Genomic DNA, 15,304 nt, shown 5'->3' with positions numbered 1-15,304 from the left:
TCCTTTTTGTCTTTTCCAATCACTCAAAGAACGTCTGCTCATCCCAATCAGATGAACGTGGGGGCTAGTACACTAGCCCATTTACTTGCGGGTAACCAACTACTCCACCCTGGCGCAAGTCGGTGAATAAACCACCGAGTGGCGTATTTTCGTTCCCGCTACTCCCTCCTTTTTTGCTTCCGTTTGAAGCCTTGGTTCGTTTTGGGAGTGCAAAGGTACAAAACTTAGTTAGAAAAACAACCAAGCAGTAAAACTTTTTTTTCTCCTTCGTTTTCTCCCCCCCCCCTTCCACTCGAAGCGGGCTGCAAAGATACTACCGGCTTTTGCCTCGTGTCAAGTACACAGAAAACTTTTTTTGAGAGTCTGTCTTCCTTTTTAAATAACAAACCATCTGTTTGCTTTGGGGGTGCAAAGGTAGATATTGAGAGTAGAAAGCAAAGCAAAAGAGGGTAATTATTTTAAATTAGGTAAGCTTTTAGGATTAGCATTCACTTGTTAGCAGGTGAAATGACTTGGCCGTTACGGAAGGTTTTCTTCTCGGTAACTGTTTTTCCGTCAGGCTCAAAGTATGTCCAAATGCCAGTTTCCTTATTGTTACGGTAAGCGCCAGTTACTTCAGTAGTACCATCTTCACGAAGTTGTCGATAAGGACCGAGCTTACTGCCTTTCACGTAAGTAGTCTCTGCCTTGAGCTTTCCAGAAGCAAAGAAAACCTGACCTAGACCAGCAAGCCGACCATTTTCATAGGTGTTACGGGTCTGTATTGTACCGTTAGGGTAATAGGTAAGCTTCTCCCCGGTAAGCTTGCCAGCCGTGTATGTCTCCTGACTTTGTACCTGCTTGCTGTTTGGGAAGAAGGTGCGCCAAATACCGGAAGGGAGATTGTTCTTGAATTGCTGCTCCTCACGTATACCTCCTTCGGCAAAGTAGGAGATGACTTTTCGGTCACGAGCTTGATTGGTGTAATCAGTTTCGCGTTCAATTTTACCTGATTCATAGAAATCCTGCGCTTGTCCGGTAAGTACGCCATTGCGGTAGGTCATTTTACTACGGAGCGCGCCACTTTCATAATATGCTTTAGCCGGGCCATCTAGGTTGCTAGTGCCGCCAGCCAGAGATGTAGCACGCTTAGTAAGATCATCAGCCAAAGGATTAGTAATGGTTCGGGCCATTAAGGGAGCAGCTACATAGGTGCCTTCGGTACGGAGCTTGCCAGATGGATAGTAGCTACGGTAGCTGCCTCGACCTATCTTATCAGCCAAGATTTCGGTTTCGATCTGTCCGCTGTCATAATAGGTTTTGTAGGTACCAGTTAGCAAGCCATTCCGGTAAGTTGCTTCGCTTTGTAACTGACCATTGGGATAAAACGTCTTAACAGGCCCATTAGCTTGGCCATTTTGATATGTTATTTCCACTTTAGGTTTCCCTGACGGATATAGCTCACGCACGGCACCTGCTGGTTGGCCCTTAGTAAGGGTGGTTTCCAGCTTTATCTCACCGCTGGGATGGTAGGTACGTAAGGTGCCAGTAGGTTGGTCATCATTGTAGGTGCCTTCCTGGGCTACTTTTCCATTGTCATAGTACGTTTTGAAAGGGCCTTGCCGTATGCCTTGCCGATATGTGACTTCCAGACGCCTTTGGCCGTTGGGGTGAAATTCAGCGTAAACACTGTCGCGCTTACCTGCTGAGTAGCGGGTTTGCGCCTCTAATTTGCCGGAACGATAGAAACGCTTGTACGGTCCTTCCATGACGGTATCGGCGCCTATTACAGCCGAGTAGACTTCGCGGATGCTGGTGTTGGTAGAATCGCGATAGGTGACTAAGCGCCGCAACTTCTGCGCCTGTGTGGTGTAGGTGCAGGAAATGAGCGCAAACAGCAGGAAAAGTCGTTTCATGGAAGTCAGAACGCAGAAAAGAGCGGCAAAGTACAGCGGAGATTTAGCAGGCTATGTGGCAGATAGTAGATCGGTTTACTCAGAGCTGTGTGGTGCTCCGTTCGACTTGCAATGTCCAATGCACTAATGTAACAGAAGTCAAAGCTAGCAAGCTGATGAGCATAAATGCGTAATGGGTGCCACTAACTAATGCTTTTGAAACGGCATGATTGACATCCGTATAGCCAGCACGACGTACTAATAATGCAAAAACTGCTCCTACTAATGCCAATCCTGTATTAGACCTAGGGTACGCACCTAGCTAAGTAGGCCGCTTGCCAGGCCCCGCTCGTGGGGAGGAGCCAGGGTAATAACAATGGTGTTATTAGGAGTGCGGAAAAACGTAAGACCTAGGTTAAGCACCATCAGTCGTGCCACAATGCCTCAGCTACTCTCGTTGGGGCTGAGGGTAATAAGTGAGGCGGAACCTAGCACGAGCAGCACAGCCCCGGCCAGCATTACGGGACGGGCGCCGTAACGGTCGGAAAGGCGGCCGGCAGTGGTACTTAGTAGAGCCGTCGTGAGTGGCCCTACGGATAAAATCAGGCCTACCTGAGCCGGTGAGTAGTGCATGGCCCCTGTCAGGTAAAATGTGAGTACAATACTGGTGGCAATCAGGACCGCATACACGAGCAAGCCCGCCAGTAGGTTAACACTGAGTGGCTTGTGGCGTAGTACCGAAGGGTTGAGAAAAGGATGAGCAATGCGCTTCTCGTAAACCATAAAGCAAGCTACCCCGATGACCGTGGCTGCTAACAGGCTTAATACCTACATATTAACTAAACAATCCGTTTCAATCCAGCTTAAACCTAGGGCATAGCACGTTATCCAACCAGCCATTAGGCCCATACCTAGGATATCGAGTGGTACGCGTTGGGGCGGCTCCTCTAAGCGGATGAAGCGTTGCATGAGCCAGTAAGCCAACACCCCTAACGCTACATTCACTAGAAACAAAGCTGCTTTGTTCTCCACTTGTACCTAGGTACGATACACAAAAAAGCCCCGCTGCTTGTACAACGAGGCTTTTTTCAGGAGCAAGTCGCTCTTGTTTTATGCAAACATGCTCACGGCGTCTTTACTAGGTAGCGCCGTTTTGCCGGTCAGGAACTGATCGACTTTGCGGGCGGCTTCTCGGCCTTCGGAAATAGCCCACACGACTAACGATTGACCACGGCGCATGTCACCGGCGGTGAATACCTTTTGCACATTGGTCTGGAAAGAACCTTCGCGGGCCTTCACGTTGCCGCGCTCATCCAATTCTACCCCTAGCTGTTCCAGCAGGCCTTGGCGTTGCGGATGCAGGAAGCCCATGGCGAGGAACACGCGCTGACAAGGGATTTCCCGCTCCGAGCCTTCCACTTCGGTGAACTTGCTGGGCCGGCCCATGAGGTCAGTTTCCCACGATACATCAGCCACGCGGAGCGCTTTCAGATTGCCATTTTCGTCGCCGACAAACTCCTTGGTATTAACACCCCAGAAACGCTCACAGCCTTCTTCGTGCGAGCTGGTCGTTTTGAGGACCATCGGGAACGTGGGCCACGGCATGTGCTGCGTGCGCTCTTTCGGCGGCTGGAACATCACTTCAAACTGGCGGACGCTAGCGGCTTTCTGCCGGTTGGAAGTGCCTACACAGTCGGAGCCCGTGTCGCCGCCGCCGATAACTACCACATCCTGGCCCGTAGCTAGGATCGGTTCCTGCGAAAACTCCCGCTCACCGACGCGCTTGTTCTGCTGCTTCAGGAAATCCATGGCGAAGTGGATGCCTTTGAGCTCGCGGCCCGGAATTTTGAGGTCGCGCGGGATGGTGGAGCCGCCGGCCAGCACTACCGCGTCGAAGTCACGGAGCAACGTGGCGGCGGGCACGTCTTTGCCAATTTCCACACCGCAGCGGAAGACGATGCCATCTTCCTCCATAATCTGAATCCGGCGCTCGACCACCCATTTCTCTAGTTTGAAATCAGGAATACCGTAGCGCAGCAAGCCGCCGGGCACGTCATCACGCTCGAAAACGGTGACACTGTGGCCGGCTTTGTTCAGCTGCGCCGCCGCAGCCAGGCCAGCCGGACCGGAACCAATAACAGCCACCGTTTTGCCGGAGCGCAGCAGGGGAGGAGCCGCCTTCACGTAGCCTTTCGTGAAGGCAATTTCGATGATGTGCTTCTCGATTTCCTCGATGGCTACGGGTGGGCGGTTGATACCTAGCACGCACGATGCTTCGCAGGGCGCCGGGCAGATGCGGCCCGTGAACTCGGGGAAGTTGTTGGTGGAAGAGAGAATGTTGTACGCTTCTTCCCACTGCTCCTTATAAACGGCGTCGTTGAACTCCGGAATGATGTTGCCCAGTGGGCAGCCCGAATGGCAGAACGGAATGCCGCAGTTCATGCAGCGCGCGGCCTGATGGTTTAGCTCCGGCGCAGAGTAGGTGCCGACGAACTCATGATAATTGTTCACGCGCTCGACAACTGGCAACTTGATCGGTAGCTCCCGGTCAAACTCTTTGAATCCTGTTACTTTCCCCATGACTTAGCGAGCGGCTTGATACTGTGCTTGTTGAACAACCTTTTTATACTCTGATGGAAATACTTTCACAAACTTGCCGGCCACGGCCGCCCAGTTGTTGAGCAGCTCGTCGGCCAAGCGGCTCTGGGTGAGGCGGCGGTGCTTGTGCAGTAGTTTCTGAATCTGCGTTTCGTCCTCCGAATCCAAGCCTTCCAGCTCCACCATTTCCGGGTTGCAGTTGTCGGGGAACGTGCCGTCGGGGTCGTACACCCAGGCAATGCCGCCGCTCATGCCAGCGGCGAAGTTGCGGCCGGTCTTACCTAGGATGAGGGCGCGACCACCGGTCATGTACTCGCAGCCGTGGTCGCCTACGCCTTCCACTACCGCTACTGCGCCCGAGTTGCGCACGGCGAATCGCTCACCAGCTTGGCCGCGCACGTACAACTCGCCGGAGGTAGCGCCGTACAGGGCCACGTTGCCAATGATAATGTTCTCTTCGGGTGCAAACTGGCTTTCGGAGGCCGGGTAAATAGCTAGCTCCGCGCCCGATAAGCCTTTGCCAACGTAGTCATTGGCTTCGCCTTCCAACTCAAAAGACAAGCCTTTCGCCGCGAAGGCCCCGAAGCTCTGACCCGCCGAGCCTTTGAACTTGAAGTTGATCGTATTGTCGGGCAAACCGGCGCCGTGGTAGAGCTTCGATACTTCGTTGGAGAGCAGCGTGCCGATGGTGCGGTCCGTGTTCTTCACCTGGAAGGAGGCAAACACCGGCGTTTTTTCCTCCAGGGCCGGGCCGGCTTTCGCCAGCAACTCCCAGTCGAGTACGGTGTCGATGCCATGATCCTGCTTTTCGCTGTTGTACAGCGTTGCGCCCGACGGATTGGAAACCGGCGCTAAAAGGCCAGACAGATCAAGCTGGCTGGCTTTCCAATGGTCGATGCCGTCCCGCACTTTGAGGAACTGCGTACGGCCTACCATTTCATTTACGGTGCGGAAACCTAGGTCAGCCATGATTTCGCGCAACTCTTCGGCCAGGAAGCGGAACAGATTCACGATGTGCTCGGGCTGACCGCTGAACAGCTTGCGCAGCTCCGGGTCTTGTGTTGCCACGCCCACCGGGCAGGTGTTCAGGTGGCACTTGCGCATCATGATGCAGCCGCCGGCAACCAGGGCTGCGGTGGCCACGCCCCATTCTTCAGCGCCGAGCAGCGCCGCAATAGCTAGGTCGCGGCCAGTTTTGAGTTGGCCGTCGGTTTGCAGCACCACGCGGCTGCGGAGCTTGTTGCGTACCAACGTCTGGTGTGCTTCGGCCAAACCTAGCTCCCATGGCAAGCCTGCGTGCTTGATCGAGCTGATGGGCGAAGCACCGGTGCCGCCGTCGTAGCCGGCAATCAGAATCACGTCGGCGTGGGCTTTGGCAACGCCAGCCGCAATCGTGCCTACGCCTGCCTTCGACACCAGCTTCACGTTGATGCGGGCGGCCCGGTTGGCATTCTTTAGGTCGAAGATAAGTTGCGCCAAGTCTTCGATGGAATAGATATCGTGGTGCGGCGGCGGCGAAATCAAACCGACGCCCGGCGTCGAGTGGCGCACTTTCGCAATCCACTCATCGACCTTGTGACCAGGGAGCTGACCACCTTCACCCGGCTTAGCGCCCTGTGCCATTTTGATTTGCAGCTCGTCGGCGTTCGTCAGGTAGTGCGCCGTAACCCCAAAGCGGGCCGATGCAATCTGTTTAATAGCCGAGCGCATTGAGTCGCCATTCGCCATCTTCTCGTAGCGTAGCGGGTCCTCACCACCTTCACCGGTGTTACTCTTGCCGCCAATGCGGTTCATGGCAATAGCTAGGGTGCTATGTGCCTCGTGCGAAATCGAGCCGAACGACATGGCACCCGTCGCAAAGCGCTTCATGATGCTTTCTGCGGGCTCTACTTCGTCCAGGGAAATACGCTCGCGGTGATGGGCAAAATCCAGCAGGCCACGAATGGTGAACATCTTGCTGCCCTGCTCATTAACCAAGGCCGCGTAGTTCTTGTACACTTCGTAGTTGCCAGTGCGGGTTGCATTCTGCAGCAGGTGCACCGTCTGCGGGTTGAACAAGTGAGCCTCGCCGCGCCGTTTCCACTGGTAGATGCCACCCTCGGGGAGCAGATGCTGCTCCGAGTCGCCATCACCGAAGCCGTTGTTGTGCTTGTAGAGCGTTTCGCGGGCAATGCTATCCAGGTCTAGGCCGCCGATGCGGGTAACTGCGCCGGTGAAGTAGCGGTCAACGACATCCTGCTGAATACCTAGGATCTCAAAGATTTGCGAGCCATGATACGACTGAAGCGTGGAGATTCCCATTTTTGAGAAAATCTTCAGCAAGCCGTCGCACACCGCTTTGATGTAGTTCTTATACAGCTGCTTAACTTCCAGAGAAGTCTCCAGCTTGCCGTCGGTCTTCATCGTGTACAAGCTAGCCAAAGCTAGGTACGGGTTGATGGCCGTCGCGCCAAACGCCAGCAAGCAGGCAAAGTGATGCACTTCCCACACGTCGCCGGCTTCTACCACCAAGCCCACCGAACCCCGGTAGCCTTTCTTGATGAGGTGGTGGTGCACCGCCGAAACCGCCAGCAGCGACGGAATAGGGGCGTGGCCCGAGTCGAGGGCCCGGTCGGAGAGGATAAGTACCTCAAAACCATCTTCCACGGCATCTTCCGCGTAGCGGCACAGACGGTCCAAACCGCTCTTCAAGGAACCCGGCTTGCCATCGGCCTTGAAGTAGGTTTGCAGCGTCTTGGCGTTGAACATGCCCGTGTCGATACTGCGAAGCTTTTCCAGCTCGTGGTTCGTCAGGATGGGCTGGCGCAGCGCTACGCAGTGGCAGTGCATCTTGTCCTCATCCAGGATGTTGCCGTTGTTGCCGATAAACGTAGCCAAGCTCATTACCAGTCGCTCCCGAATTGGGTCGATGGGCGGGTTGGTTACCTGCGCAAAGAATTGCTTGAAATAACTGGATAAGTGCTGCGGCCGATCGGAAAGCACCGCCAGCGGCACGTCGGTGCCCATCGACCCAATGGGCTCCTTGCCATCTAAAGCCATTGGCTTGATGATGGTTTCGAGGTCCTCGCGGGTGTACCCGAATACTTTATGGTAACGGAATACCGAGTCGCTAGCTAGGTCGGTGAAAGCCAGGCGCGGCTCCGGCAGCTCTTCCAGGCGAATCTTGTAGTTTTCCAGCCACTGCCCATAAGGCTGACGCGTAGCTAGCTCCGTTTTAATCTCTTTATCGGTGATGATCTTCCCGGCGGCGGTGTCAACCAGGAACATCTTGCCCGGCTGCAAACGACCTTTCTCCACCACGGTACTTTCGTCAATCGTGAGCACGCCGGCTTCAGAAGCCACCAGCACGCGGCCGTCATTGGTCACTACGTAACGCAAAGGGCGCAAGCCGTTGCGGTCCAGCATCGAGCCGATGATTTTGCCATCCGTGAAAGTAAGCGCGGCCGGACCGTCCCACGGCTCCATGAAGGTGGCGTGGAACTCGTAGAAAGCCTTTTTCAGCGGGTCCATCTGCTCGTTGCCGTCCCAGGCTTCGGGCACCAGCATCATCATTACGTGGGGCAGCGAACGGCCCGAGTGCAGCAGCACCTCAATGATGTTGTCCAGGCAAGCCGAATCCGACTGGTTGTTGTCGATAACTGGCAGCAGCATGTCCAGCTCCTCCTTCGAGAAGTAGGGGGAAGCGTACGAGCGCAAACCAGCGTAGAACCAGTTCAGGTTGCCCGTCAGCGTGTTAATCTCGCCATTGTGGGCTAGCATCCGGAAAGGCTGGGCCAGCTTCCACGACGGGAATGTATTGGTGGAGAAGCGCGAGTGAATCATGCCGAAGGCCGACGTCACGCGCTCATCCGACAGATCGGGGAAGTAGTTGCGAACCTGAAAAGTCGTTAGCTGGCCTTTATAGACGATAACGCGGCAGGAAAGCGACGTAAAGTAGAAGCTATCAGCTACTTGCTTATCAGAAGTTGCATTCAGTGTTTTCGTGATGAAGCGCCGCAAAACGTACAGCTTGCGCTCGAAATCCTCGGGCGTGCGGATGTGGCTGGGGCGGGAGATGAACACCTGCTCCATATCGGGCTCAGCGGCCAGCGCCGTTTCGCCGATACCAGTTGGGTTCACGGGCACTTTGCGGTAGCCTAGCACCGGCAAACCTAGCTTTTCGGCCGCCTGGCTGATAATAGCCCGGCACTCCGCTTTGGCAGCTATCTTCTTCGGCATGAACACCATCCCGACGCCGTAGCAACCAGGTTCGGGCAGACGGATGTTCAGGGCAAGGCATTCTTCCAGGAAGAATTCGTGCGGCACCTGCAACAGAATGCCCGCTCCATCACCGGAATCAGAGTCGCAGCCACAGGCACCACGGTGCTCCATATTTTCCAAAATCGTGAGGGCATCACTGATAATCTGGTGGGAGCGGTGCCCATTGATTGTGGTGATAAATCCGGTTCCGCAGGAGTCATGTTCAAATTCTGAACGATACAAACCTGGGGCTTCAGCGCTGGATGGCTTCATCGGTATTGGTTATGTCGTGGCGAGTAGAAAGACGCAATCAGCTGAATCCGTAAAGTGTAATAGTGCTTACAAGGCTACGAATCAAATTTTGTAAAAATAAGCTGATTTACTTAAAAGTATAGCAAAAAAGCCCACGATTTTAAAAAAATCGTGGGCTTTTCGGGAAGAATACTGAATTATTAGAGTTTTTCGAGCACAATACTGCTTGCGCCGCCGCCGCCGTTGCAAATGCCGGTCACGCCGATGCGGCCGCCTTCCTGGCGCAACACGTTCACCAATGTCGTGACAATGCGAGCCCCGGACGCCCCCAGTGGGTGCCCTAGCGACACCGCGCCGCCGTACACGTTAACCTTGGTGCCTTCCAGATTCAGCAGCTTGTTATTAGCCAATGATACCACCGAAAAGGCTTCGTTGATTTCGTAGAAATCCACGTCTTTGGCTTCCACGCCAGCGTGCTTCAACGCCTTCGGAATAGCGAGCGAAGGCGAAGTGGTGAACCACTCCGGTGCCTGCTCGGCGTCGGCGAAACCTAGGATCTTCGCCAGCGGAGTCACACCTAGCTCTTCCGCCTTTTCCTTGCTCATGAGCAGCACGGCGGCCGCGCCGTCGTTGAGGGTAGACGCGTTAGCCGCCGTCACAGTGCCGTTTTCTTTCAGGAATGCGGGCTTCAGGCCCGGTACTTTGGCAAAATCTACCTTGAGGTATTCTTCGTCGTCTTCGACCACGATGGTTTTGCCGCGGCTCTCAATCGTGACGGGCACAATTTCGTCTTTCTTCTTGCCAGCCTGTGCAGCCTGGGCGCTGCGGCGGTACGATTCGATGGCAAATTCGTCCTGCTGCTCACGGGTGATGCCCAGTTCCTTGGCGGTGTTCTCCGCCGCGTTGCCCATCGCGTAGTCGTGGTAAGGGTCCCACAGGCCGTCGCGCACCAACCCGTCAATCATTTGACCATGACCGTACTTAGCGCCAAAACGTGCTTTATCGAGGTAGTACGGCACGTTGGACATGCTTTCCATGCCGCCAGCTAAAATCACGTCGGCTTGGCCGAGCATAATGGCTTGCGCGGCAAACATGATGGCTTTGGTGCCAGAAGCGCATACCTTATTAACAGTAGTGCACTCTACAGTATCGGGCAGGCCGGCCTTGCGCGCCGCCTGCCGGGCCGGAGCCTGACCTAGGTTGGCGGAAATCACATTCCCCATAATCACCTGCTGCACTTCGCTGGGCGCTACGCCGGCTTTTTCCAGAGCGCCTTTCAGGGCAATGCCACCTAGCTCGGTAGCCGACAGGGATGCCAAAGCACCGCCAAAACTGCCAATCGGCGTTCGGACGGCCGCCACGATGTAAACTTCTTTGACTTGCATAAAAAGGGTGGTTTGTACTGAACTAATGGGTGGAAAACAGGGCGCTAATTTAGCGATGTAGCAGGCAAGAATGTGAGGTGTGGAATCAGCCCAAACTGCCTTTCAGCTTAGTCTGTTGGCTTAAGCTGGTAATTGATTAAGCAGTAACTCCTTATTGTTTGTTCCAACCTAGGTTCAACCAACTAGCGAGTAGCAGCTTAACAACCTAGATTTGGTGCTACCAAGCAGGCTGACCAGGAGCAGGCTTGCTGGCTGCTTTGTGTGGAATCTGTTGCAGATACTGCTGCTCGGCGGCGCTAAGCGCTTCCAGCAGCTGCCGCGCCTGTCCGGAGCTAAGGTTCATCTGCTGGAGCCGGGCACGTTGGGTTTGGAGCTGCGCTTCGTCCAGCGTAGCCGCGTCGGTGCCCGCCCGGTGGCGCCCGGTGGTAGCGCCTTCTGCGTTGGCGTCTAGGCCGCGGGTGCTGCCTGGTTCGCTGCCGCTGGCCACGTTGCGCCGGGTGCCGGCACCCGGCTGAAAACCGCCCTGCGTAGCGGAACCAGCATCGGGGCTGCGCTGGTTAGGGTCTCGCTGCCCGTTCTGATCCGACCTAGCTTCGGGTGCATTGCGCGGGTCGTCGGGCTGCGTGAGGTCGTTTAGCTGTCCTTGCCGCTGATTTCCTGCTTGGGCTCCAGCCTGCGGCGTATGATCCGAAGCATTGTCAGGCGACTGTCGCTCCGATTTGGCCTGGCTTGCTGGCGGCGGAATACGTGGGGTTTTACCGCCGCTAGCTAGGTAGTTGCTGAGTACTTCGTAGTTGTAGCGAGCCGTACGATTTCCCGGATCAGTAAGTAGCGCCTGACGCAGTAAGCCAATCGCCTGCGCGTATTCGCCTTGCCGGGCTCGTAGCACGGCTAGCTGTTGCTGAGCCGCGCCACGCACCGCCGGAGTCCGGCTCTTGAGCAAGCGACCATAATACGTACGGGCCTGCGCCGTACGCCCAGCGCGCGCACTAGCATGAGCTAGGTTCAGCAGCAAGGGCTCCTGCTGGCCACCAAACTCTTCTACTGCTTGTTTATAAAGCGTAGCGGCCGTCGCAAAATCGCCACGCGCATAGTGAGCCGCCGCTTGTTGAGTCGCCGCGTTCCGGTCTCGGATCTGGGTCAGGCCACCCCAGCTACCCAGTAGCACCAGCAGAATAGCAAGTCCCGTTCTCAAGGCCGGATTACTTTAACGGTCAATAAGATATCCAGCACCAGCAACGCCAACGCCAGTGCCAGCGGGTAGCGGTAGCGGTTATCAGCCACCGACACGGTGCGCACTTGCTCTGCCTGACCCTCAACGCGGTTCAGAGCATTTACCAACAGCGGAAACTCGTTGCGCCGGTCAGTGAGTTCAAAGTACTGCCCACCCGTTTGCGCAGCCAGGCGGCGCAGGGAAGTAGGTACCAGCCGACTTACGACTTCGCGCCCGCGGCTGTCGTGCAGATAACGACCGTTGGCGCGCGGGAGCCGTGTGCCTTCCAGCGTACCTACGCCCATCGCAAAAAGCCGCGTGCCCGAGCGCGTGAGCACCCGAACAGTCGGCTCTAAATTCTCGCCAAAATCTTCCCCATCGCTCACCACCACGAATACGGCGGCTCGCGGCGGCATGCCAGCAGCTTGCGGCATTGCGTGCAAGCGCGTGAGAGCTAGCTCCAGCGGCGCCACCAGATTGGTGCTGCCCGTCGGAAGGAGGCTGGTTTGCAGTGTGCTGATGAACAGCTGCAAAGCGTTTTGGTCGTAGGTAAGCGGGCACTGCACGTAAGCTTCGGAGCTAAATACGATAAGCCCAATACGGTCGGCTTGAAAACGGTTGATAAGCAGACTCAGCTCGGCCTGCGCCTTCTGTAGCCGGGTGGGCGCTACATCCGGCGCATCCATAGAGCGGGATAAATCGACGAGCAGCCACACATCTTTGCCGGCTGTGCGAATGGGTTGCTGCGTTACGCCGTAGGCCGGACCTAGCAGGGCTATTGTTAGTAGCCCAAAAGCTAGGCCCCGCAACACCAGCTTCCAGCCAAGTCGCCAGCCGCGCTGACCGAGGGGCGCAGCTAGCCTCCAGGTTCGCACTACATAGCCCGCATACAACAGCCCAAAAATGATAATACCTGTTAGCTCAGGCCAAGAAAACGGATATGCCCAATTCAAAAGAGTAAGTTGGTTCGTTGAGTAGCCAGAGAGTTGAGCCGCCGAGTTAAGAAGATTTTTTTGCTTACGTAACTACTCAGTTAATCAGCCACTCCGCTGCCGGAACACAAAGATGTTGAAAGATAATTTTTATGACAGGGTTTGTTTTTCCATTCTAGTTGTATATTTGCGCACTCTTCGGCCGGAAGAGGCCGTCTTAGGAGAGATGGGTGAGTGGCTGAAACCAGTAGTTTGCTAAACTGCCGTAGCTCTAAAGGCTACCGGGGGTTCGAATCCCCCTCTCTCCGCTTTTTATTTTGATGTTGAGGTTTAAGTATCAAATGCTAGGCTAACTTTGCACAGCTTTCGATAATCTAAACTCTGCATTTCTTTTTCGGGGTGTAGCGTAGCCCGGTATCGCGTCTGCTTTGGGAGCAGAAGGTCGTAGGTTCGAATCCTGCCACCCCGACTTAAGTACATCTCTAATCGCCGGGTTAGAGTTCAAAAAGGCCCGTAAGGGCCTTTTTTGTTTAGTATCGGTAGTATTCGTTAAGTTTGCATATGCATCCTACTCGCCTCGTTAGCTCAGTTGGATAGAGCATCCGCCTTCTAAGCGGACGGTCAGGAGTTCGAATCTCTTACGGGGTACCAAACACAAAGAAGCCCGCCACGCCTTGCGCTTGGTGGGCTTCTTTGTGTTTGGTACCTAGGGCGCATAGCACATAGAAACTGGGAAGCTCCTAGCTAGCTATCGTTTTCGAGTACGAAAAAAGCGGCCACGCCCCTAAAGTGCTCAGAGGATTAAGGGAAAACAATCCTAGCAATTCATTCAGGAACAGCGTGTGAATAATATACTCAGAAGCTCAACTGCAATTTATTAGGTTAATGCAAACGTTTGTGGAAGCTAGGTGAAGTGTAACCAATAAGATAATGTATCCCGCAAATTATTATAAGATAGAAGGTTAGAATGCTTTTATATGATTTGTAGTACTGTCGATACAAACGATTTCGCAAACCTTTGCATATATTGTCCACGACTCTTTGAGGATATCCCGGGTTTCTAGTATAGGTTCTTACAGCTCTTATAGCTGATCAGTAAAGTTTTACCTAGCTAATAGTTTGACAATAGAGAATGGAGAAGTCTACGTACGATGCTATTGTTATCGGGTCGGGTATCTCAGGCGGATTAGCTGCCAAAGAACTCACCGAGAAGGGGTTGAAAACGCTCATGCTGGAGCGGGGCAGGAACGTAGAGCATATTAAAGGCTACGTAAATGCCAACAAACATCCGTGGGAAATACCGCATCGGGGCAGCAAGACCCAGCAGATGATCGAGGATCATCCGGTGCTCAAGCGCGACTACACGCTGAACGAGAGCAACCTCGACTTTTGGGTGAATGAGAAAGAAAGTCCTTACGTCGAAATAAAGCCCTTCGACTGGTTTAGAGGCTATCAAGTGGGCGGACGGTCGTTGATTTGGGGGCGGCAATCATACCGGTGGAGCGACTACGACTTTGAAGCTAATGCCAAGGACGGCGTTGCGGTCGATTGGCCGATTCGCTATCAGGACCTAGCTCCCTGGTACAGCTACGTGGAGAAATTTGCCGGTATTAGTGGCTCGCGTGATGGGTTGCCGCAGCTGCCCGACGGCGAGTACATGCCGCCGATGGAGATGAACTGCGTGGAAAAGGAGGTCGCTGCCCGCATCAAAGCCAATTATAAGAACCGGCATATGATTATTGGCCGCACGGCCAATATTACGGTGCCGCACCACAATAGGGTGAACTGCCAGTACCGGAATAAATGCTGGTTAGGCTGTCCATTTGGTTCATATTTTAGCACGCAATCGGCTTCGTTGCCAGCTGCGGTAGCTACTGGGAATTTAACGCTACGGCCGTTTTCCATTGTTACTAAAATACTCTACGACAAGGATACAAAGCGCGCCAAGGGCGTGGAAGTGCTCGACGCGGAAACCAACAAAACCTACGAATACTACGCCAAAGTTATCTTCCTGAATGCCTCTACCTTAAACTCAGCCTGGGTGCTGATGAACTCGGCGACGGACGTGTGGCCCGAGGGGCTAGGAAGCAGCAGCGGCGAGCTGGGGCATAACCTGATGGACCATCACTTTCGGGCTGGTGCACATGGTGACGTAGAAGGTTATGAAGACAAATACGTGTACGGGCGCCGCGCCAATGGTATTTACGTGCCCCGCTTCCGCAACCTGTTTGGCGACAAGCGAGACTACATCCGTGGCTTTGGCTATCAGGGCAGTGCGGGCCGTTCGGGGTGGAGCCGTGATATACCGGAGATGAGTATCGGTGCAGATTTCAAAGATGCGCTAACGGAGCCGGGTGCCTGGACGATGGGCCTAGGCGCCTTTGGCGAAACGCTGCCCTACCACGACAACCGCGCTTATCTTGATAAAACTAAAAAGGATAAGTGGGGACTGCCAGTGCTAGCTATTGATGCTAGCATTCGCGACAATGAGCAGAAGATGCGCATCGATATGATGCAGGACGCGCAGGATATGTTGGAGAAAGCCGGTCTGAAGAACGTGAAGACCTACAACAACGGCTACAACATGGGCGGCGGCATCCACGAGATGGGTACGGCGCGCATGGGCAAAGACCCCAAAACGTCGGTGCTTAACAAGCACAATCAGGTGTGGGACGCGCCCAACGTGTACGTGACCGACGGCGCCTGCATGACCTCCGCCGCGTGTCAGAACCCGTCGCTGACCTATATGGCTCTGACCGCCAGGGCTGTAGACCACGCCGTGGGTGAAATGAAAAAGCAGAACATCTAAGC

Annotated in this window: 9 protein-coding genes and 3 tRNA genes; 4 read left to right on the top strand and 8 right to left on the bottom strand. The window is 54.7% G+C overall.

Annotated elements, in window-relative coordinates:
• Positions 1–488 precede the first annotated feature (488 nt).
• The 8 genes from IEX74_RS11415 to IEX74_RS11380 all read right to left on the bottom strand — a co-directional run bounded on the left by IEX74_RS11415 (position 489) and on the right by IEX74_RS11380 (position 12,514).
• Positions 489–1,895, bottom strand: coding sequence for a toxin-antitoxin system YwqK family antitoxin (locus tag IEX74_RS11415; protein WP_188814093.1), 1,407 nt, complete (start codon positions 1,893–1,895; stop codon positions 489–491).
• 423 nt (positions 1,896–2,318) lie between these two features.
• Positions 2,319–2,657, bottom strand: a complete 339-nt coding sequence (locus IEX74_RS11410; protein WP_188814092.1) for an MFS transporter — start codon at positions 2,655–2,657, stop codon at positions 2,319–2,321.
• Between the two features lie 45 nt (positions 2,658–2,702).
• Positions 2,703–2,843, bottom strand: coding sequence for a hypothetical protein (locus tag IEX74_RS11405; RefSeq protein WP_188814091.1), 141 nt, complete (start codon positions 2,841–2,843; stop codon positions 2,703–2,705).
• A 141-nt stretch (positions 2,844–2,984) separates the two neighbouring features.
• Complete coding sequence (locus IEX74_RS11400) at positions 2,985–4,454, bottom strand: glutamate synthase subunit beta (protein WP_188814090.1); 1,470 nt, start codon at positions 4,452–4,454, stop codon at positions 2,985–2,987.
• 3 nt (positions 4,455–4,457) lie between these two features.
• The gene (gene gltB, locus IEX74_RS11395) at positions 4,458–8,984 is read right to left on the bottom strand and encodes a glutamate synthase large subunit (RefSeq protein WP_188814089.1); all 4,527 of its coding nucleotides are present in this window, start codon (positions 8,982–8,984) and stop codon (positions 4,458–4,460) included.
• A 179-nt stretch (positions 8,985–9,163) separates the two neighbouring features.
• Positions 9,164–10,348 carry an acetyl-CoA C-acyltransferase gene (locus IEX74_RS11390; RefSeq protein ID WP_188814088.1) on the bottom strand — a complete coding sequence of 395 codons (1,185 nt, stop codon included), beginning with the start codon at positions 10,346–10,348 and terminating at the stop codon, positions 9,164–9,166.
• 217 nt (positions 10,349–10,565) lie between these two features.
• The gene (locus IEX74_RS11385; RefSeq protein ID WP_188814087.1) at positions 10,566–11,543 is read right to left on the bottom strand and encodes a tetratricopeptide repeat protein; all 978 of its coding nucleotides are present in this window, start codon (positions 11,541–11,543) and stop codon (positions 10,566–10,568) included.
• The gene (locus tag IEX74_RS11380) at positions 11,540–12,514 is read right to left on the bottom strand and encodes a vWA domain-containing protein (protein WP_188814086.1); all 975 of its coding nucleotides are present in this window, start codon (positions 12,512–12,514) and stop codon (positions 11,540–11,542) included. The genes IEX74_RS11385 and IEX74_RS11380 overlap by 4 nt, the downstream gene beginning before the upstream one ends.
• A 199-nt stretch (positions 12,515–12,713) precedes the next feature.
• Here IEX74_RS11380 and IEX74_RS11375 point away from each other — a divergent pair.
• The 4 genes from IEX74_RS11375 (at position 12,714) to IEX74_RS11360 (ending at position 15,302) form a co-directional block, all read left to right on the top strand.
• Positions 12,714–12,801: transfer RNA gene (locus IEX74_RS11375), tRNA-Ser, on the top strand.
• Between the two features lie 87 nt (positions 12,802–12,888).
• A tRNA-Pro gene (locus tag IEX74_RS11370) sits at positions 12,889–12,962 on the top strand.
• Between the two features lie 105 nt (positions 12,963–13,067).
• Positions 13,068–13,144 (top strand) — tRNA-Arg (locus IEX74_RS11365).
• A gap of 481 nt (positions 13,145–13,625) precedes the next feature.
• Positions 13,626–15,302, top strand: coding sequence for a GMC oxidoreductase (locus IEX74_RS11360; RefSeq protein ID WP_188814085.1), 1,677 nt, complete (start codon positions 13,626–13,628; stop codon positions 15,300–15,302).
• Positions 15,303–15,304 lie beyond the last annotated feature (2 nt).

The organism is Hymenobacter cavernae (assembly GCF_014641455.1).
GTDB lineage: Bacteria > Bacteroidota > Bacteroidia > Cytophagales > Hymenobacteraceae > Hymenobacter > Hymenobacter cavernae.
The sequence above is the reverse complement of the archived record's forward strand: the minus strand, read 5'-3'. Positions and strand labels throughout refer to the sequence as shown.

Coding starts and splice junctions, on each gene's coding strand:
- IEX74_RS11415 (WP_188814093.1), bottom strand. CDS start 1,895: ATGAAACGACTTTTCCTGCTGTTTGCGCTCATTTCCTGCACCTACACC.
- IEX74_RS11410 (WP_188814092.1), bottom strand. CDS start 2,657: ATGGTTTACGAGAAGCGCATTGCTCATCCTTTTCTCAACCCTTCGGTA.
- IEX74_RS11405 (WP_188814091.1), bottom strand. CDS start 2,843: ATGCAACGCTTCATCCGCTTAGAGGAGCCGCCCCAACGCGTACCACTC.
- IEX74_RS11400 (WP_188814090.1), bottom strand. CDS start 4,454: ATGGGGAAAGTAACAGGATTCAAAGAGTTTGACCGGGAGCTACCGATC.
- gltB (WP_188814089.1), bottom strand. CDS start 8,984: ATGAAGCCATCCAGCGCTGAAGCCCCAGGTTTGTATCGTTCAGAATTT.
- IEX74_RS11390 (WP_188814088.1), bottom strand. CDS start 10,348: ATGCAAGTCAAAGAAGTTTACATCGTGGCGGCCGTCCGAACGCCGATT.
- IEX74_RS11360 (WP_188814085.1), top strand. CDS start 13,626: ATGGAGAAGTCTACGTACGATGCTATTGTTATCGGGTCGGGTATCTCA.